Here is a 19245-nt window from a genome sequence, read left to right on the forward strand (position 1 = left end):
ACGTCCACGGACACAGGTGAGAAGGCCATTTAACGACTCCGGGTTGGAAACCCACGCTGCCCGGGCCACGAGCCGTAGAGGATCCGAAGGAGACTTGGTGTGGCGGTCCCGAACGCCAGGACGAATGACTACGCTAGCGATCGGGGCCGTTCGGCGGCCTGCTGGCGATGGCCGTCGGGGGCAAAGGAGCAGGTCAGTGGCGTGGAACGAGTGGGAACAATTGAAGACCGAAGCGCTGGAGCGCCAGCAGGCAAGCGCGACGCACATGCAGCTCAACCAGTACCCCGGTGACTCCGGCCCGGGCCCGGTCCCGACGACGCCCGGCAGCACAGGTGACCTCAGCGTCAACCAGCAGGATCTCTCCAGGATCGGCAGCCACGCGCATACGCTCTACGGCCAGCTCTGGGGCCAGGCCCGTCTGGACAACACGAGCGTCGACAAGGCGGCGAGCGACCTGATCTCACAGGGATTCGCGCTCGGCTCCGGGCTCCAGCATGTGTCGAACCGCTGGTCCACGCAGTTGGACAGCGTCCTCGACGCCTGCGCGCACATCTCCAACCACATGCAGGTCACCAAGAAGATCCATGACGGTGACGAGTCCTACATCCTGCGGCAGGTGAGCAGCATCGACGCTCTCGACGCCGGTTTCGACGAGCGGGTCGGAACGGCCGGGGACAAGAACCCGATCTACGGCGAGAAAAAGTAACCGCACAACGGGGGAACTCTCATGGATTTCGACACTCTGCGCCATGCCAACCTCAAGCTGCTCGACGACGCCGTCGAGGACTGGGCGGTCATCGTCCGCAGCCTCCAGACTCTCGCCAGGGACGCCGAAAAAGGCCTGCACCAGGCGGCCAACAAGGCGAACTGGGCCGGTGAGAACTCACAGGTCACCAAGAAGTTCATCGGCAAGACGGCCGGCGAGATCAAGGACGCCCACACCCAGGGCAAGTCCATCCACAGCATCCTCAAGGACGCCGCCGGGGAGCTGAAGAGCTGTCATACTCAGCTGAAGGACGCCATCGACCGTGGCCTGAAGAAGAACCTCACCGTGACGAACACCGGTGACGGCGGTTTCACGGTGACCATGAACGTCCACCCGGACCGCGCGGCGAAGGGCCATACCCCGCCCTCCCACGCCCAGAGCGACGTCACCGCCCTGCGCGACGAGATCCAAGGCATCCTCGGCAAGGCCACCGAGAGCGACAACTCCGCCAGCGCTGTCCTCAAGGCGCTCGCCGATCAAACCAACTACGGTTTCGGTGACGCCAGTTACAAGGACCGGGATGCAGCAGCTGAAGCGCTCGGGAGCGCCGACGACCTGGCGGCACTCGCCAAAAAGGACCCGGACGAGCTCTCCACCGCCGAATTCGACCGACTCAACGCGGGGCTGAAGCAGTACGCAGCCGACCCACTGTTCGCCGAACGCTTCGCCACCACGCTCGGACCGCAGAAGACACTGGACTTCTGGACCGGCGTCACCGACCCGAACACGGGGTGGGACCTGCGCCGTGACCGCCAGGAGCAGTTCGACGACCTCCAGAAGAACCTGAGCCTCACACTCGCCAACGCCACCCAGAGCGACAGCGTTGCGATGTCCTCCTGGAAGGGCAACATGGTGGCCCTGGCCGATCAGCCCGTAGGCCGCGGCGGGGGCTTCCCTCTGGGCGGACAGGTGATGAGCAACCTATTGCGATGGGGCGACTACGACGATCAGTTCCTGAACAGCTACGGCGACAAGCTCATGGCTACGGAGAAGAAGCTCACGGACAACGGGCAGCACGGAGCCTGGCAGCGTCTGGGGCCCGACGCGACACTCAACCGGACCGGCACGGATACCGGCTGGGACCCGATGACGGGTTACCTCAAGGCACTCGCCAACAACCCGGACGCCGCGACAACCTTCTTCAACGACAGCTTCCTCACCAAGGACGAGGACCACGACTTCACAGAAAAGAAGGACGACAAGGAGGTCAAGAAGTCACTGACCAACTTCGACTACCTCTTCGAGGAGCGCGACTGGCCCACCGACTTCGACTCCGAACACGAGGAGAGCATCGCAGGACGGAACAACCTGGCGATGGCCCTTGAGGCAGCCACCACAGGTCACCCGGCCGGTGAGCGGCCGACTCTGGACACACCGCACCACAACGCCGAGCAGACCAAGCTCATGGAACGACTCGTGTCGTCCATCGGTGAGGACCCGGACGAGCGTCTGCTCAAGCACGGACACATGCTCGACAGCGTCGGGCAGATCACCTCCGAGTACCTGCCGGACATCAGCCGGTCCATCAGCGGTGCTGATCGGACCGACTCCGAATCGACGTCGTGGGATCGGGCGCAGAAGATGTACCCGATGCATGGGGAAGAGGCCGTACTCGACCCGCGAGACGTGACCAAACTCCTCTTCACCGTGGGCCAGAGCCCGGACGGATACGCGGCGGTAGAGGTTGGCCAGAAGGCCTACATGAGCCAGCTGATGGAGTACCACCTCAACCCCGACCTGCCTGCCGGTCAGGTAGTGGACGACGACACAGAAAACGTTGTGCGGCGAATCGCGGAGAAGTCGGGGGAGGTCTCCGGAACTCTCGCTCTGGGTCGCCAGGAGGAACTGGCGGCTGCCGGGAAGGAGGCGGATGAGGCGTACAAGGATTCGATGGATCTGCTCAAGGGCGGCATCTCGGGTGGTCTCGGTACGGCGGTCGGCGTAGGAACCTCCTTCGTCGCCACCCCCTGGATCGGAGCCGTCGCGGGTGGAGCCACCACCACCATCACCGGCACCGTCCTCGAATCCATGTTCCAGGACTTCAAGGGCACGGAACTGGAGGATTCCGAGGACGCGCGGGGCGAGCTCTGGCAAGAGAGCCTGACGAGCAACGGCAACCGCTCGGGCCAGGCAGCTCGGCTGGCCGCGGAAGAATACGGCATGGTAGACGCCTCCGACGCCGAGGCCTGGGCCCGCGAAAGCGGCGCACGGGGCTTCCACGACGCTCAGGCGCTCGTCGACGGCCGTACGCCGGGCAGCCGGACAACGTCCTGACGAATCAGCCAAGCCTTCCAGATACCAAGCAGCCCTCGAGAGGTACCACCATGACCCGCCGACCGGCCCCTGGAACACGCTCCGCTCCTGCCTTCGCCGCCGTCGTTCTCGTCGTCCTGGCCGCCACGGTCACAGGATGCGGCGCCGACGAGGAGACCAGGGACTATTCCGTGCCAGGAACCCTTTGTGGCATACCGTTCGACACCAAGGAGCTCACTCCGTTCCTCCGGCCGGGGAAGAAGCTCTCCGTCAAGCCCGACGTCAACCCGTCGTCGAATTACTGGTGCGATGTGTCCGTGGACGGCAAGCTCGCCGTCAGAACGGTCCAGACATGGTGGCAGGGCGGCGCTGACACGGCGTACTTCCTAGGCAGCCAGACCCTCGATCGGGTGGAGAAGAGCGCGGACGCGGGGCGGTACATGTATTCCGGCTGGCAGGCCTTCGGCAAGACGGAAGGTTGCGTTGACGAGAAGTACGGGCAAGAGCTTTACACCGGCGTTCAGGCCTACGGTTCCGATCACGAGGACGCCGACGCCATGAAGCGTCTGATCGTCTCCTTCACCGCGCAGGTCGAGAAGTCGGATGTGTGTGACAGCAAGTCGTCATGAGAGCCCAGTCGCCGCGCAACGCCGGTGACACCTCCGATGCCGGTGTCCCACGAAGGGCCGGGGTACGACTCACCCCGTGAGTGTGGGCCGCTCTCCGTGGAATCGCACGGGCAGGAACAGGCGTGGGCCTGACCCGAAGAGATCAGGTCAGGCCCACGACTTCACCGTGCCATCCGTACGTGTAGAACCCCGACCGGGTTTTCGCTCCAGGCGGCACGCGTCGACCAGCAGCAGCGGCGAGGAGGCACGCAGCGGCTCACCACGTGCCGGGTGGCCGGGTGGCCGGCTGTCCTCGGGGTTGCCTCAACGGAGTCCGGTGAAGGCGACTTCCCCCAACAGCCCGGTGCAGTCGTCTCCGCGGGCGGCCGTGTCAGCCGACTTCGCCCTCGCCCCCGCCGCCGGTCGGCTCGTCACCGCCACCGTTCGTGATCCGGTCGGCCTGCTCGATCGCCGTGGCGAGCTTCTCCACCGAGCTGTCCTCGGTGGCGGCGGCCAGTTTCCGTGCGCGGTCCGCGAGTTCACCGAGTGCGGGTGTGTCCGGCAGGTCTCCGCCGCGCAGTGTGTCCGCGAAGTACGCCGCCACCGCGGTGACCTGGAGCCGTGGCGACGCGCCGTCCCAGAGCTTCCCGCCGATCGCGCCGGTCTCCACCGACCCGGTCTCCTCGTGCGTCTTCCTCGTCTTCGGGTCCTGCCAGCGCACCGTCGCCGTCGCCACGCGGCCGGAGGCCCCCTCGCGAAGACGTACGGCGTAGAGCGCGGTCACGGTGTGTCCGGGGCCCACCTCGCCGCCGTCGACGCTGTCATCCCGGAAGTCGTCGTCGGCGACCTTGCGGTTCTCGTAGCCGATGAGCCGGAACTGCTTGACGGTCTCGCGGTCGAAGGCCACCTGGGCCTTGGCGTCGCGGGCCCGGAGTTCGACATGGGCGGGCAGCTGGTCGACGAAGACCTTCCTGGCCTGGGTCTCGTCGGCGATGTAGGTGGTGTTGCCGTCGCCCTTGTTGGTGAGCCGTTCCATCAGCGCGTCGCCGTAGACGCTGCCGACCCCGACGCCGAAGAGGGTGACGCCGTACTCCTCGCGTGCGTCACCGATGCGTTCCAGGATCGCGTCGGCGTCGGTCTCGCCGGTGTTGGCGAGCGCGTCGGAGAGCAGGACGACCCGGTTGGTGGCGCCCTTGCGGTGGCCCTCGACCGCTTCCTCGTAGCCCCGCTCGATGCCGGCGGCCACATTCGTGGAGTCGGCCGGTTCCATCTCCTCGATGGCGTCCCGGACCTTGGTGCGGTTGCCCTGGAGGCGGGTCATCGGCAACCGGGTCTCGGCTTCGCCACTGAAAGTGACCAGGGATACGGAGTCGTCGTCGCGCAGTTCGTCGGCGAGGATGCCGAGCGAGGTCTTCGCCAGGTCGAGACGGCCGGGTTCGGACATCGACCCGGAGATGTCGATGACGAAGGTCAGTGCGGCGGGCGGGCGTTCAGCGGTGTCCGAAGCCGCCTTGGTGGCCAGCCCGACCCGTACGAGCGACCAGTCGGAGGCTGCTGCTCCGGGGCGGGCGCCGTCGACGCTCACGGCGAACCCGTTGCCCTTCGGCCGCTCGTAGCCCTGGCGGAAGCTGTTGACGAACTCCTCCGGGCGCACCGTGTCGGCGGTGGGCAGCTGCCCGTCACCGAGGGTGCGGCGCGCGTATCCGTAACTGGCGGTGTCCACGTCGAGGGCGAAGGTCGACAGGTAGTCGGGGGCCGCGCTCTCCCGCGCCGTGTCGCCCTCGGTCTGACTCGCCCCGGCCTCCTCCGGCCCCGGCGCGGCGGAGGGCTGCCTGCCCCCCGCCGGCACGCGGTTCTCGGCGACGCCGCGGTCGGGGGCGGTCTCGGCGGGCGTACCGCCCGCGCCGCAGCCGGTGATCAGGATCCCGCCCGCCAGCAGGAGCGCGAGCGCTCCGCGATGTGTCCGTGTCCTGTGTTCCATGTGTACCCCCACGTCGTCGACAACTGTGAATGTGACGTACGAGGTGGCCGGGCGGAGTCGTCAGAAGCGTTGCGGAACCGTCTCGATGGCGCAACAGCGGGCGCCGGCGAGGCGGAACGTCAAGGTCAGGACACGATGTCCTTACGGCTGAACCCCCGGAAGGCGAGCGCGAACAGGATCAGGGCATAGGTCACCGATACGGCTGCCCCCTTCACCATCCCGCCCCAGGCCAGTTCGGGCTGGAGCGCGTCGGCCCAGGCGAACTGCCAGTGCGCGGGCAGGAACTCGCGCCAGCTACCGAGTGCGGTGACCGCGTCCAGGACATTGCCGACGATGGTCAGGCCGACCGCGCCGCCCACCGCGCCGAGCGGTGCGTCCGTCTTCGTCGACAGCCAGAACGCCAGCCCGGCGGTGACGAGTTGGGAGACGAAGATGAACGCGACGACGAGCGCGATGCGCGGCACGGTGTCCGAGGTGCTGAGCGCGCCGCCCGTGGGCAGCTTCAGCGGCCCCCACCCGTACGCCGCAGCTCCGGCGCCCAGGGCGACGAGCGGCAGGAGCACCATCGCGGCGAGGCTGAAACCGAGCGCCACGACGAGCTTGCTCCACAGCAGCCTGGCCCGGGGCACGGGTGCCGCGAGCAGGTAGCGCAGCGAGGACCAGCTCGCCTCGGAGGCGACCGTGTCCCCGCAGAACAGGGCCACCGGCACCACCAGCAGGAAGCCGGCGGAGACGAAGAGACAGGTGGCGGCGAAGTTCGCGGCGGACTCCGTCGCGACATCCATGAGGTTGATCCGCGAACCGCCTCCGCCGCCGCCCCCCTCGTCGCCGCCGGGGGTGCCGCCGACCGCGAAGGCGACGATCAGGACGAACGGCAGGGCGGCCAGCACCCCGCCCATGAGCAGGGTCCGCCGCCTGCGCAGCTGCCTCATCGCCTCCACGCGCAGCGGCAGGGTGCGGCGTGCGTGGTATCCGGGGGCTTCGGCGAGGGCCTGGATCTCTGTTGCGGAGCTCATGCGGATCCTTGGGAGATGAGGGTGAGGAACGCGTCCTCCAGGCGGCGGTGCGGCCCGACCCCCGTCACCGGTACGTCGAGACGCACCAGTTCGGAGACCAGCTGAGCGGCTGTGGCGCCGTCGAGGCGGACCAGCAGGCCGTGGCCGTCGTCGAGCCGGACGGCGGAGCCGATGCCCGGCAGGGCGGTCACCTTGTCCACGAGCGGCTCGGTCACCTCGTCGGCCGTGGTGACGAGCAGCGTGTCACCGGAGCCGGTGATCTCGGCGACCGGGCCGGCCTGGACGAGCCGGCCTCGGTCCATGACCACCAGGTGGGTGCAGGACTGTTCGACCTCGGAGAGGAGGTGGCTGGAGACGATCACGGTGCGGCCCCCGGCCGCGTACCGGATCATCACGTCCCGCATCTCGCGGATCTGGGGCGGGTCGAGGCCGTTGGTCGGTTCGTCGAGGATGAGGAGGTCCGGCATGCCGAGCATGGCCTGGGCGATGGCGAGGCGCTGCCGCATTCCCTGGGAGTAGGTGCGCACGGCGCGTGCCAGGGCGTCGCCGAGTCCGGCGATCTCCAGGGCCTCGTCGATGTGGGCGTCCTCGGCGGGCCGCCCGGTGGCCTGCCAGTACAGCTCCAGGTTGGAGCGGCCCGACAGGTGCGGGAGGAAACCGGCGCCTTCGACGAAGGACCCCACGCGGGACAGGACGGGTGCACCGGGGCGGATCGCGTGCCCGAAGACGCGGATCTCACCGGCGTCGGGGGTGATGAGCCCCATCAGCATGCGCAGGGTGGTGGTCTTGCCCGCGCCGTTCGGTCCGAGGAGGCCGAGGACCTGCCCCTTCTCGACCTGGAAGCCCAGGTCACGCACGGCGTACCGGTCGGCGGACTTGGCGTACTTCTTGGACAGCCCGGTGATCCGCAGCGGTACGCCGGTCAGCGCCGGGTCCGGGGCGGGGGTGGCCGTCCGCCTGCGTGCGGTGAGCAGGAGGGCGGCGGCGATGACGAGCGCGGCCGCCGGGAGGCCCCAGGTCCACCAGGGCATCGTGGTCGCGGCGGTCTTCACGGCGGGGGCCGTGGGGACGGTCAGCGCCCCGTCGAGGGAGACGGTGTACGTCGCGGGCTCGGCGGGTGAGGCGTAGGCGAGGTCCGTCGCGGAGAGGACGAGGCGCAGGCTGTGCCCGGCCTCGACCTCGTGGTCGACGGCGGGCAGGGTCAGCTCGACCGGCTTGCCCTGCTCCTCGGGGGTGATCCGGTAGGGGGAGACGAGCTGCGAGGGCAGCACCTGCTGCTTCCCGTCCGGCGAGACGTCGTAGACCTTGCCGAACAGCACCGCGTCGCCCTGGTCCGCCTTCACGTTCACCCGGACGGTGGGAGATCCGGTGACGTGTACGGCGCTCTTCAGGGGGGCGGAGTCGAAGCGCGCGTACTGGCCGGGGAAGTCGAGGGAGAAGCCGACGCCGAGCGAGGACAGCTGGGAGAGCCCGCCGCCGACGCCGGGGACGGCGGAGATGGAGGGCGGGTTGGCTCCGGCGGGGTTGCGGAAGGTCTGTGCGCCCTGCCCGCCCGCCGTGGCGGGCGGGTTCCCGGCCCCGGTCAGAGGGATCTTCCGTCCGCCGTCGGCCAGTCCGGGATAGGTGGCACTGCTGGCGCCCCGCTTCAGGGCGGCGCCGTCGGTGGAGTCCACGCCGCCGGTCCGGGTCACCCGGAACCCGGGCCCGGTGTCGGCGCCCTTCTCGTCCTTCAGGTACCGGTCGAACCAGTCGCCGACCCTGCCCTCGACGCGGTCGCCCTCGTCGTCGCCCCCGTCGTGCCCGCCGGCGATCCAGTCGACGGACACGGGCGCGCCGTTGGCCTTGATGGCCCTGGCCATGGCGTCGGCTTGGCCGAGCGGGAAGAGCGAGTCGCTCTGGCCCTGGAGGATGAGCGCGGGTACGTCGATCCGGTCGGCCACGGCCTCGGGGGAACGTTCCGTCAGGAGTTGGCGGGCGGCGGCGTCCGGCTTGCCGCTGACGGCGACCCGCTCGTACATCTCGCACAGCTGCTTCTCGAACTTCTCGCAGCCGCCGCCGGAGCTGACGAAGATCCCGGCCCAGAGCTTCTTGAACACCCCGTCCGGGAAGAGCGCGTCGGCGAGGTTCCAGTAGCTGATCACGGGTGCGATGGCGTCGACCCGGTCGTCGTACCCGGCGGCGAGCAGTGACACGGCGCCGCCGTACGAGGCACCGGTGACACCGACGCGTGGGTCGCCCTTGGCGTCGAGCTCGACCTCGGGCCGGTCCGCCAGCCAGTCGATGAGCCCGGACACGTCCTTGACCTCACCGTCGGGGGCGTTGAGCGTGATCTCACCGCTCGTCCTGCCGAAGCCCCGGGCGGACCACGTCATGACGGCGTACCCGTCGGCGGCCAGTTTCTCCGCCTGCGCGCGGACCTCGTTCTTGCTGCCGCCGAAGCCGTGTCCGATGAGGACGGCGGGCCGGCGCTGCGTGCCTCCGGACGTGAAGTACGAGGTGTCGACCGACACCCCGTTCATCTTCATCATCCGGTCGTGCCGGTGCACGGGCGGTTCACTGTCGTCGGCGACGGCGGTCCAGGTCCCGGCACCCACGAGCACGGCGAGGGCGGCGACGACCGCGGCCCACCGGCCTGGGGTACGGGGCAGCCGGTGCCGCCACCGGGAAGTCGGTTCATCCATGACTCGACCCTAAACGGAGCGCGAGGTGGGCCAGGATGCCGCCAGGGGGAAGTCCGCAGCCTCCCTGAGAGGTACGACACGGCCCGCCCGTACTCCGCATGCGGTACGCCGCCGTCACGAAAGGTTCAAACATGAACATCCTCCCCGCCACCACCGCCGCGGAGCTCCTCGCCGTCGCGCACCTCTACGACGCCGAGCCCCGCCCCGAGTGGGCGGCCCGCTTCCTGGCGGCGGACGGTCACCTGATGCTGATCGCGTACGTGGACGGTGTCCCGGCCGGATTCGTCTCGGGCATCGAGATGCTGCACCCGGACAAGGGCACGGAGATGTGCCTGTACGAGCTGTCCGTCGACGAGCCCTACCGCCGTCGCGGCATCGGACGGGAGCTGACCCGGGCCCTGGCCGCCGAGGCCCGGGGGCGCGGCTGCTACGACATGTGGGTCGGCGTGGAGCGCGACAACGAGGCGGCGCTCGCCACCTACCGCTCGGCGGGGGCGTCCGGCGACGGCGTGTTCGCCATGATGACCTGGGAGTTCGACGGTACGGGCGGGGGCGCGACGGCCTGATGGCGGGCCCGCACCCCTGACGATCGTCGTATGCGGCCCCTGCCGTTCGGCCCGGGTGCCCGGTCTGCCGGCGCTCGTACGTTCGGCGGCATGAAGAACCCACCTTCCCTGGGCGTCCGCCTGCTCAGCGGGACAGCCCTCCTGACAGCGGCCGCCGGAGCCGTAGCACTCCTGTCACCGGGCGGGGTCGGCCGCCCGGAACCGACCGAGGTGACCCACGGCACCTCCGTGGCCCTCTACCGGTCGTTGACGGCGGCGGTCGCGGACGCGCCCGACCGGCTTGCCCGACTCCTGGAACCGGTCACCGAACTCACCCTGGTCGCCCTGGGCCTGCTGCTGCTCCTGCTCGGCTGGACGGCGGTGCGCCGCAGCGACGCCCGCCTGGCTGCCGGGGCCGTCCTGACCGGCGCGGGAACGGTGGCGGCGTACGCGATCAGCGAGGCGCTGAAACTGGTCGTCGACGAGGAGCGCCCCTGCCGGGCCGTCCCCGGTGCCGAAGCGGTCGCCGCGTGTCCGGAGGTCGGCGACTGGTCCTTCCCCAGCAACCACTCCACGCTCGCCGCCGCACTGGCGGTCGGGATCGCGCTCCGGCGGCCCCGACTGGCCGCCGCGACCGTGCCGTTGGCCGTGGCGGCTGCGCTGCTGCGTGTCCTGACGGGAGTCCACTACCCGCACGACGTGCTGGCCGGGGCACTGCTCGGGGCGGCCGTGGTCGCGGCACTCCTGATCGTCGCCCAACAGCCGCTGGAGCACGCAGCGTCAGCGGTCTTCCGCCGTGTGCGCGGGCACGACACCCGCCTCATGGGCCACGACGGCGGCAGCCGCCCGGTTGTCCACCCCGAGACGCGACAGGACGGAACTGACATGCGCCTTCACGGTCCCCTCCACCAGGTGGAGCCGCCGGGCGATCTGACCGTTGGACAGGCCGCTCCCGAGGTAGGACAGCACCTCGCGTTCCCTGGGGGTCAGTCCGGCGACCCTCTCCCTGGCGGCGGCCCGGCGCCCGGCCTGGACACCGGCTCCGCCGGACGCGAGGTGCGCGACCACGCGCGCGGCGACCTTCGGTGACAGATAGGCGGCACCGTCGGCCACCGCCCTCACCCCCGCGAGGAGTTCCTCGGGCTCACCCGACTTGATCAGGAAGCCGGCGGCCCCGCAGCCCAGCGCCCGGAGGATGTAGTCGTCCTCACCGAACGTCGTCAGCATGATGACGCCGGTGCCGGGCACGGCCCGGTTGATCTCCGCTGCCGCGTCGATGCCGTTGGTCCTCGGCATCCGTACGTCGAGGACGGCCACATCCGGGCGGTGGAGCCGCACGAGCTCCACCGCCTCGTGTCCGTCGCCCGCCTCGGCGACGATCTCGATGTCCGGGTCGGTGGACAGCACGGCCCGCACCCCCGCCCGGATCATCGGCTCGTCGTCGGCGATCAGTACCCGGGTCATCGTGTCCTCACCTGCTCAGCGCGTCGAGCGAGACCAGCGTGTCCTCGTGGAAGCACAGCCGGTAGACGTCTCCGGACCGCCTGTCGAAGCGGTCGGCCGTCACCGCGTAGTACTCGCATGTCACCCCTCGTCCCTCGGGCCGCTCGCCGCCCGGAGGCCGGTGGACCGACTGGCGTTCCGGCAGCACCCGCTGCACCTCCGCACGATCCTGCCCCACCCGCAGCCGGGCGTAGTCACCCGGATCGAGCGTCGACCGTGCCGCTGACACGATGTCCCACCCCGTCACCACGGCGCTCAGGACCACGCCCACCCCCAGGGGGACGAGGACCGCGGTGGCCAGGGTGCGACGGGCGCGCCGCCGTACGGTGCGGAACCGGGCTGGAGCCCCGTCCTCGGGCCGGGCGGCCCCGGCCGGTGCGGGACGGTCCGGCCTGCGGTGCGGCACCCTGGCGGACACGGCGAAGCCCCCGTCGTCCCGGGGGCCGTGCTCGAAGGTGCCTCCGGCGAGCCGGACCCGCTCGTCGAGACCGATGAGCCCACGCCCGCCCGAGCCCGGGGGCCTTCCGGCCGGAGCCTGCGCGGCGCCGTTGACCACGACCACCTCGGTCTCGTTCTCGGTATGCCTGACGTGGACGGTGGTCGCCGCCCGTGGAGCGTGCCTGGCCACGTTGGTCAGTGCTTCCTGCACGACCCGGTGCACAGCCGGTCCGACGGCGGGCGGAAGCCCGTCGGCCTGCCCGTCGACGCGCAGTTCCACCTTCAGCCCGGACTCGGCCGCGTCGCGGACCAGTTCGGCCAGTTTCCGCCCGTGCGGCCGCAACGGCGGCGGTTCCGAGTGGTCGCTCAGGATGCCGATCACTTCGCCCAGGCGCTCGACCGCTGTGGCCGCCCGCGCCCTGATGTCCTGAGCGGTGCGCCGCTGCCGCTCGTCGAGACCGGGTGCGAGCTGGAGCGCGCCCGCAGACAGGGCGATCAGGCTCAGGTCATGGCCGAGCACGTCGTGCATGTCCTGCGCGATGCGGGCCCGTTCCGCCAGCCGGGCTTGTTCCGCGGTCAACTGCCGCTCCCGCTCCAGCCGTTCGGCCCTTTCCCAGCCGGCCCGTACCAACTCCTGGTACTGCCGCCAGAACCGTCCGGCGAACCAGGGCAGCAGGACACCCAGAACCGTCACCGACACGAACCGGGTACCGAGCGCGAGCAGGGTCGGCACCAGCGAGGCGGCCACCGCACCGGCGGCGAGCACGGCGGCCAGCGAGCAGAGGACCGCCCCGGTACGCCCGGGGCCCCGCCCCGCCAGAAACGCCGCGACCACGGTCGGCGCGGCCCACCACGGGCTCACCAGACTCAGCCCGCCGAATCCGGCCACTGCCGCGGGCACCAGGACAGCCGCCCCACGTGCCGCGCTCACGTCCCGGCGCGGAATCAGGTTCAGGTTCACCGGTCCGACGCTACGGAATCCGTCGCCCGTCCGGCACTGCCGAAAGTCAGGGTCACATCCGGGAGGCCGGGGGAACCGGCCGAGGAGCACGGAGATCGAGCGGGGTCTCCACGGGCAGCAGGGCCGCGGCCTTCTCCCGCTCCCCCGCCCGGACGGCCGCGTGCACCTCGCGGGCCAGGGGCGTGACGTCGCGGACGGACACGGTCCACTCGTCCGCGTACCGCCGCGCGGCCTCCCCGGAGAGCCCGAGCTGGAGCGACCGGTGCGGCAGCGGGTTCAGGTCCAGGTCACGCTCGGGGTCCCACTGGACGCGCGCGGGGGTGGACCGCAGCGCCCGCTTCCACGCGTCCTGGTCCTCGTGCACCTCACGTACGTAGTGCGAGAGTTCGGCGTTCTCCAGGGCCCAGGCGAAACCGTCACGGGTGATCTCGACGGCGAGCACGGTCTCCTGGCCCTCCTTCGTGCCCCAGCCGCAGCGGTACATCATCCACAGGAAGCTCGGCTTGATCCACGTCATGCGGTCGCGCTTCCAGGCGGACGGGAAGCGTCCGTCACGGGCGGCGGGCAGCCCGATGGCCGGCCGGTAGGCCTGGTAGACGGTGACGGTGGTGTCGGTGTGCTGGGCGCGGATCTCGTAACGGGGCGGGCTGATCTGGTCGTTCATGCGCCCCAGGATGCGGGACCCCGCCCCTTCACGGCATCTGGTTTAGCGCCGGCGGGGCGGTGGTCCAGACTCGGTGCATGGACGTTCCCGCGCTGCTCGAAGCCGCTTCTCTGCTGGTCCCCGAGGAGATCGCCACCGGAAACGACATCACCGTGAACGACGTCTGGGATCACCTCACCCATGACGAGTGGGAAGTGGCGATCGGGCTGCTGGAGGAGCTCGGTGAGGTCCGGCCGCTTCCACCGGACTTCTGGGAGACCCTGGCCACCGCGGCTGAGCAGATGTGCCTCGAAAGGAGCGCGGCCTGGTGCCACTGGCGCTGCTACGAGGCACGCCACGGCACCATCCGGGCCGAGCTCACGCTCCGCCCTGCCGCCGAAGGGCGCCGGAGGACGCCCTTCTCCGGTGCCGGCGTCCTGCGACCGATGTGGGACATCGGGAACCGGTCCCCGGCCGGCGGACCGGCCCTCGACATCGCCCGGATATGGGCCGAGTTCGTGCCGTCGCTGGAGCCCGGCGACCGAGCCCCGGTACGGCTCGCACCTCTTGATCCCTCGCGGTGGCAGCGCCTGGAGCCGGGCCAGGTGATCACCATGCACGAGGACCGGTCCGTGGGGGGCACGGCGGTTGTCCTGGAGGTCCACCGGCCCCGCACCACGTACATCGCGTAGAAGCACGGTCGGGCTGATGCCGACCGGAAGGTGATGGAACGCCACGGCGCAATGCCGCCAGACAGGTCGGCCGCCCGCGAGCACGCTGGGACCATGAACAAGAGCGAAGGCACCGCCTGCGCAGCACAGAAGAAAGGGACAACGTGAAGATCAGCACACCGGATGACATTCGCAGCGTCATGAGTGACGCACTCGTGTATTCCCTGCAGATCGGGGAGCAGGACTCCCCCACCGGGTTCAAAAATCACGGGACTACAAAGAACCCTGCCGGTCGTGCTCCAGAATCCTCCCGTTGACCGGCGTCACGGCCCACACGTAGGCGAGGGCAACATGCCAATTCTGCACACAAAAGAAGAAGTGGACGCCTGGCTGACAGAGGCCGGGTGGCACCCTGGGCGCGATGTCGGGGAGGAGGCATTCGAAGTGATCAAGACCGTCATCGAGCGATACCGCTCCTACGGTGTGGAGATCGAACCTTCCGACCACTCCCTCGCATTCATTCGGGAGCACTCGTTCCTTCGGGCCGTCATCGACACCGCACCAGAGAACTTCGCCATTTTCACCCCGCATCTCGCCTTCAAGGGGGATGCCGAGGAGATCTCCGAACTCGCCGCTGACCTCGGCGTGCAGCTTTTCCCTGTGGGGTACGACACCTATGACGGTTCCACCCTGCTCATGGACACGAACGGACGCTTCTTCTTTTCGCATCACACAGGTGCATATCACCTTGGGCGCGAAAAATACGAGGCCCTGATGAGCCTGATGAGCAGCGAGATGGAAGATGCGGAGGACTATTTTGTCTGACCTTGTTCCCGGGGTGGCAGCGTCACTTCTCGTCAACGGGCAGATCTTCAGTCAGACGAGTTTCGGTGGTGAAGGCCGACCTGACCTCCACCACGCCGTGCTGGACTTCTTCGATGCCCTCCCCGCGGAGCACCGCGAATACTTCGTCGGACTCTGTGCCGAGTCCGCGCTGGTCTCGGACCAGTTGTGGGGGTTGGACCGTCAGCGCGTCGGCGGGGGGACGACAACCCTCGACCAGTCCGCATATCACTTCGCGGCTCGCCGGTGGGCTTGGACCGTCCCGTCGGAGACCGAGGGCGTATCGACTCCGGGAGCAGAACTCAAAGTGGAGATGTGTGCTCCGCGCAACGTCACCGCTCCGCTCTCTTCTGTCAGCTGCGCCGTGCGCACGGGGCACCTCGCGAAGGCCCCGGCGACGGTGGAGCTGTGTCTCGCCGCAGGTGCGGGCGCCTCGGTCGGCCGTATCCGGACAGCCCTCCAGGCGTGTTCCGAGGATCTGGCCCGACAGGCCCGGCACCTCTCCCCGTGAGAGGGGCCCGTCGTGGGTCGCGTCCGCGGGCGGACCACGTCCCAAAACCTGTGCACCGACCGCGGCAGCCCTCGTGCCGGCCCGTGCATCAGCTTTCGCTGCGTCCGGGGAAAGGTCACCACCTGCCGTACCCGAAAGGCGCTCTCATGACCCGCACCACCCCGCCACGTCCCCTCGACGTGGAATCGGTTTTCCCTGCCCTCGCGGCTCACCGGCGGACGGCCACCCGACTGCATCCCCGTCATGGCTCGCCCGGAGTGCGGGAGAGTTCGGTGGCGGGCCCTCTGCTGTGGCCGGCCGACGAACCGTGGCCGGTGTGCACCGCCGTACATCCGAAGGGCAGGGGCCACCTCCTCTCCGACGTGCGGCTGCGCCGTCGGATCGAGGAGGCGGCGCGGGGACGGGAGTACACCGAGGACGAGCAGCGCCTGCTCGACGGCATGAGCGTGGGCAACCACGTTCCGGAGCTTCATGACGACGCCCCGTTGCCGATGCTGGCCGTTGCTCAGTTGTACGCACGAGAGATCCCGGACCTCGTGGGGCCGGAGGGACACGACGTGCTCCAGGTCCTCTGGTGCCCCTTCGAGGTACACGGGGACGACCGCACGATCGACGTCGTACTGAAATGGCGGTGCTCGGGCGACGTCGGTGCGGTGCTCACGCCGCAGCCCGAACCTCCGGTGGCCGGCCGTGCGGAATGCGTGCCGACCAGGTGCGTCATGCACCCGGAACAGGTCGTGGAACACGAGTACCTGGGGCTGCTGGACGAAGAACTCCAGGAGGAGATCGACGCGTGGGAGGAAGGACTCCTCGACGAGGAGGGGGACGAGGACGATTCCTCCTCACCGGGGAGCTACGCGACGTATGAGGAGTACGAAACGGCCATGGCCGCGGCCCGGGCCGAGGAACCGGAAGAGATCGACTACATGAGCGATCTGTCGATCGCGCCCGGTTGGAAGGTCGGAGGCTTTGCTTCTTGGCACCTGACCGACCCCGCTCCGGTCGACTGCGAGGTGTGCGGGGCAGCCATGCCCCCGCTGCTCACCGTGAACATGTGGGAATGTGACGGTGCCTCACGCAGCTGGCTGCCGATCGAGGACCGGGACGGCCAAGACCCGTACGCGACCAACCCGACCGAGGTCTACCTCGGCCGCGGCCTGATGCGCGTGCACACCTGCCCGGCCGGTCCCGCCCACCCGCACCGCCTGAGCTTCCAGTGACTACTCCGGACGCCGCTCCGGCACCGGCCGCACCGTAGGCCAGCGGTCGAGGAGTGCTCGGCGCAGGTCCGCCGCGAGAGCCCCGAGATGCCGCAGGTCCCCGTCGTCCGGGGTCATGGCTGCGACCACGCCGAGCCGGTGGGCGAGGCGTTGGCGGGCGGTGGCGGTGCCCCAGGACCAGTCCTCGGCCGCGACGCGGGCCAGGTGGTCGGTGCTGCCCCGGTGGGCGCGTTGCACCAGGGCGTCGCCGCGGATCAGCCAGCCCGCGCAGGCGTCGGCGAGGCCGGTGTCCGGGAGGGCCGTGCCGGTCCCGGTGTGCCAGGCCGTGCGGTAGGCGGTCTCCGCACGTTCCAGCAGGGGGCCGGCCGCCCTGGTGACGCACCAGCAGGTAGGGAATCCGATGCGGAGGTAGGCGAGTTCCATCAGCCCGCTGCCCAGGGACGCCTGTTCGAAGTCGATGAACCTGACGCCCTCCGGGGTGTGCAGGTCGTTGCCGGGGCACGGGTCGCCGTGGAGCAGGGCGGTGCCCTCCGCCCGGCCCAGGCGCTCCACGAGGGCGTGGAGTTCGTCCCGTACTCCTGACGGCCCGGAGACCCCGAGGGCCTCGGCCAGGGTCAGGAAGGAGGTGACGTCGGCTGCGGTCGGGCCCTGCCAGCGGGGCAGGGCTTCCGTGTCGCCGGGGCCGGCGGTGGCGTGCAGCCGGGCGAGGGCGGCCGCGTAGTCGACGATCCAGTCGGCGGAGGGCCGCCGGTGGTCGAGGTGTTCGAGGACGAGGACCCGCTCGGCGGGGTCGGTGCCGAGGAGCGCGGGCACGACGGGGGTGCCGGACGCCCGGCCGGCGATGGTCAGGGCGGCCACCTCGCGGGCGTACCGCTCGTCGGCCCCGGCGCCCGCCACCAGCTGTTTCAGTACGGCCGGGCGCCCGGCGAGCTCGATGCGCCAGACCTGTGAACGGGGGCTGCTCTCCAGGATCGACGGGTGCGCGGGCGGGCCCAGGCGGTCCCTCAGGGGTTCGCCGAACGGAAGCTGCGACGCCGTCGTCTCCACGCGGTCAGTCTTCCATCCGGCGAGTGCCCGTGTCCGCCGTGTCAGGGATGGTCAGTGGTTACGGGGGAAGCCGAGGTCGACGCCCGCCGGGGCGTCGGCCGGGTCGGGCCAGCGGGTGGTGACGACCTTGCCCCGGGTGTAGAAGTGCACGCCGTCGTTGCCGTAGATGTGGTGGTCTCCGAAGAGGGAGTCCTTCCAGCCGCCGAAGGAGTGGTAGCCGACCGGCACCGGGATGGGGACGTTGACGCCGACCATGCCGGCCTCGATCTCCAGCTGGAAGCGGCGGGCCGCACCGCCGTCGCGGGTGAAGATCGCGGTGCCGTTACCGAAGGGCGAGGCGTTCATGAGGGCGACGCCGTCCTCGTACGTGTCGACGCGCAGGACGCACAGGACGGGGCCGAAGATCTCGTCGCGGTAGGCGTCGGAGTCCGTGGAGACGTGGTCCAGGAGGGACAGGCCGATCCAGTGGCCGTCCTCGAAGCCCTCGACCGTGTGGCCGGTGCCGTCGAGGACGACGTCGGCGCCCTGTGCGGCGGCCCCGGTGACGTAGGAGGCGACCTTGTCGCGGTGGGCGGCGGTGATCAGCGGGCCCATCTCGGAGGCGGGGTCCGTGCCGGGGCCGATCGTGATCTTCTCGGCGCGCTCGCGGATCTTCGCGACCAGCTCGTCGGCGATCGAACTGACCGCGACGACCGCGGAGATGGCCATGCAGCGCTCACCGGCGGAGCCGTACGCGGCGGAGACGGCGGCGTCGGCGGCGGCGTCCAGGTCGGCGTCGGGGAGGACCAGCATGTGGTTCTTCGCGCCGCCGAGTGCCTGGACGCGCTTGCCGTGGGCGGAGGCCGTGGCGTGGATGTACCGGGCGATGGGGGTGGAGCCGACGAAGGAGACGGCTGCGACGTCGGGGTGGGCGAGGAGCCCGTCGACGGCGACCTTGTCACCGTGCAGGACGTTCAGCACCCCGTCGGGGAGCCCCGCCTCGGACGCCAGCTCGGCAAGGAGGTTGGCTGCCGAGGGGTCCTTCTCGCTGGGCTTCAGGACGAAGGTGTTACCGCAGGCGACGGCCAGCGGGAACATCCACATCGGCACCATGGCGGGGAAGTTGAACGGCGTGATGCCGGCGACGACACCGAGCGGCTGCCGGATCGAGGAGACGTCGACCCGGCTGGAGACCTGGGTCGACAGCTCGCCCTTGAGCTGGGTGGTGATGCCGCAGGCCAGCTCGACGATCTCCAGGCCGCGGGCGACCTCGCCCAGCGCGTCGGAGTGCACCTTGCCGTGCTCGGCGGTGATCAGTGCGGCGATCTCGTCGCGGTGGGAGTCCAGCAGGGCGCGGTAGCGGAAGAGGACGGCGGTCCGGGCGGACAGCGAGGAGGTGCCCCACGTCGCGTACGCGGTCCTGGCGGCGGACACCGCCGCGTCGACCTCCTCGGTGGAGGCGAGCGCCACCTGGGTCGTGACGGCTCCGGTCGCGGGGTCGGTGACCGGACCGTGGTTGCCCGACGTGCCCTCGACGCTCTTGCCACCGATCCAGTGGTTGACGGTCTTCATGAGCGTG

Annotated in this window: 16 protein-coding genes and 1 pseudogene; 9 read left to right on the forward strand and 8 right to left on the reverse strand. The window is 70.0% G+C overall.

Features of this window, described 5'->3' with window-relative positions; translation table 11 throughout:
• The first annotated feature begins 196 nt into the window (after positions 1-196).
• The 3 genes from ABT001_RS17760 to ABT001_RS17770 are packed head-to-tail and all read left to right on the forward strand — an operon-like array spanning position 197 to position 3648.
• Entirely contained in the window at positions 197-706 is a 510-nt protein-coding gene (locus ABT001_RS17760; protein ID WP_351278041.1) for a hypothetical protein, read from the forward strand.
• A 21-nt stretch (positions 707-727) separates the two neighbouring features.
• Positions 728-3040: a DUF6571 family protein gene (locus ABT001_RS17765; protein ID WP_351278044.1), complete on the forward strand. Its 2313-nt coding sequence runs from the start codon at positions 728-730 to the stop codon at positions 3038-3040.
• A gap of 50 nt (positions 3041-3090) precedes the next feature.
• Entirely contained in the window at positions 3091-3648 is a 558-nt protein-coding gene (locus tag ABT001_RS17770; RefSeq protein WP_351278046.1) for a hypothetical protein, read from the forward strand.
• A gap of 370 nt (positions 3649-4018) precedes the next feature.
• On the opposite strand, the gene ABT001_RS17775 is transcribed toward ABT001_RS17770, so the two are convergent.
• From ABT001_RS17775 to ABT001_RS17785, 3 genes are all read right to left on the reverse strand, one after another.
• Entirely contained in the window at positions 4019-5608 is a 1590-nt protein-coding gene (locus ABT001_RS17775) for a vWA domain-containing protein (RefSeq protein ID WP_351278049.1), read from the reverse strand.
• 125 nt (positions 5609-5733) lie between these two features.
• Positions 5734-6624, reverse strand: coding sequence for an ABC transporter permease (locus ABT001_RS17780; protein WP_351278051.1), 891 nt, complete (start codon positions 6622-6624; stop codon positions 5734-5736).
• Positions 6621-9305, reverse strand: a complete 2685-nt coding sequence (locus tag ABT001_RS17785; RefSeq protein ID WP_351278052.1) for an alpha/beta fold hydrolase — start codon at positions 9303-9305, stop codon at positions 6621-6623. The genes ABT001_RS17780 and ABT001_RS17785 overlap by 4 nt, the downstream gene beginning before the upstream one ends.
• A 131-nt stretch (positions 9306-9436) precedes the next feature.
• Here ABT001_RS17785 and ABT001_RS17790 point away from each other — a divergent pair, with 131 nt between their 5' ends.
• Both ABT001_RS17790 and ABT001_RS17795 read left to right on the forward strand, forming a co-directional pair.
• Entirely contained in the window at positions 9437-9871 is a 435-nt protein-coding gene (locus ABT001_RS17790) for a GNAT family N-acetyltransferase (protein ID WP_351278055.1), read from the forward strand.
• A gap of 90 nt (positions 9872-9961) precedes the next feature.
• Positions 9962-10543 (forward strand): annotated as a pseudogene (locus ABT001_RS17795) (phosphatase PAP2 family protein); the annotation flags it as partial.
• Between the two features lie 87 nt (positions 10544-10630).
• Here the strand turns inward: ABT001_RS17795 and ABT001_RS17800 are convergent.
• From ABT001_RS17800 to ABT001_RS17810, 3 genes are read right to left on the reverse strand one after another with little or no spacing between them, the layout of a single operon-like run.
• Positions 10631-11314: a response regulator transcription factor gene (locus ABT001_RS17800; protein ID WP_351278057.1), complete on the reverse strand. Its 684-nt coding sequence runs from the start codon at positions 11312-11314 to the stop codon at positions 10631-10633.
• 7 nt (positions 11315-11321) lie between these two features.
• Entirely contained in the window at positions 11322-12752 is a 1431-nt protein-coding gene (locus ABT001_RS17805; protein ID WP_351278060.1) for a sensor histidine kinase, read from the reverse strand.
• A gap of 52 nt (positions 12753-12804) precedes the next feature.
• A complete protein-coding gene (locus ABT001_RS17810) occupies positions 12805-13416 on the reverse strand; it encodes a DUF4291 domain-containing protein (RefSeq protein ID WP_351278062.1) in 612 nt (203 codons plus the stop codon).
• Between the two features lie 77 nt (positions 13417-13493).
• Between ABT001_RS17810 and ABT001_RS17815 the strand changes: the two genes are divergently transcribed.
• The 4 genes from ABT001_RS17815 (at position 13494) to ABT001_RS17830 (ending at position 16640) form a co-directional block, all read left to right on the forward strand.
• Positions 13494-14087, forward strand: coding sequence for a hypothetical protein (locus tag ABT001_RS17815; RefSeq protein ID WP_351278064.1), 594 nt, complete (start codon positions 13494-13496; stop codon positions 14085-14087).
• A 330-nt stretch (positions 14088-14417) separates the two neighbouring features.
• Positions 14418-14891, forward strand: a complete 474-nt coding sequence (locus ABT001_RS17820) for an SUKH-3 domain-containing protein (RefSeq protein ID WP_351278067.1) — start codon at positions 14418-14420, stop codon at positions 14889-14891.
• Between the two features lie 13 nt (positions 14892-14904).
• Complete coding sequence (locus ABT001_RS17825) at positions 14905-15420, forward strand: YwqJ-related putative deaminase (RefSeq protein ID WP_351278069.1); 516 nt, start codon at positions 14905-14907, stop codon at positions 15418-15420.
• A gap of 272 nt (positions 15421-15692) precedes the next feature.
• On the forward strand, positions 15693-16640 hold the full coding sequence (locus tag ABT001_RS17830; protein ID WP_351278072.1) for a hypothetical protein: 948 nt from the start codon (positions 15693-15695) through the stop codon (positions 16638-16640).
• Here ABT001_RS17830 and ABT001_RS17835 read toward each other — a convergent pair whose 3' ends face one another.
• Together ABT001_RS17835 and ABT001_RS17840 are read right to left on the reverse strand one after the other, a co-directional pair.
• Complete coding sequence (locus ABT001_RS17835) at positions 16641-17687, reverse strand: phosphotransferase family protein (protein ID WP_351278074.1); 1047 nt, start codon at positions 17685-17687, stop codon at positions 16641-16643.
• A gap of 51 nt (positions 17688-17738) precedes the next feature.
• Complete coding sequence (locus ABT001_RS17840; protein WP_351278076.1) at positions 17739-19238, reverse strand: CoA-acylating methylmalonate-semialdehyde dehydrogenase; 1500 nt, start codon at positions 19236-19238, stop codon at positions 17739-17741.
• Between the last annotated feature and the right edge of the window lie 7 nt (positions 19239-19245).

Origin of the sequence: Streptomyces sp. NPDC002793, assembly GCF_040295485.1 — a bacterium.
Classification (GTDB): Bacteria; Actinomycetota; Actinomycetes; order Streptomycetales; family Streptomycetaceae; genus Streptomyces.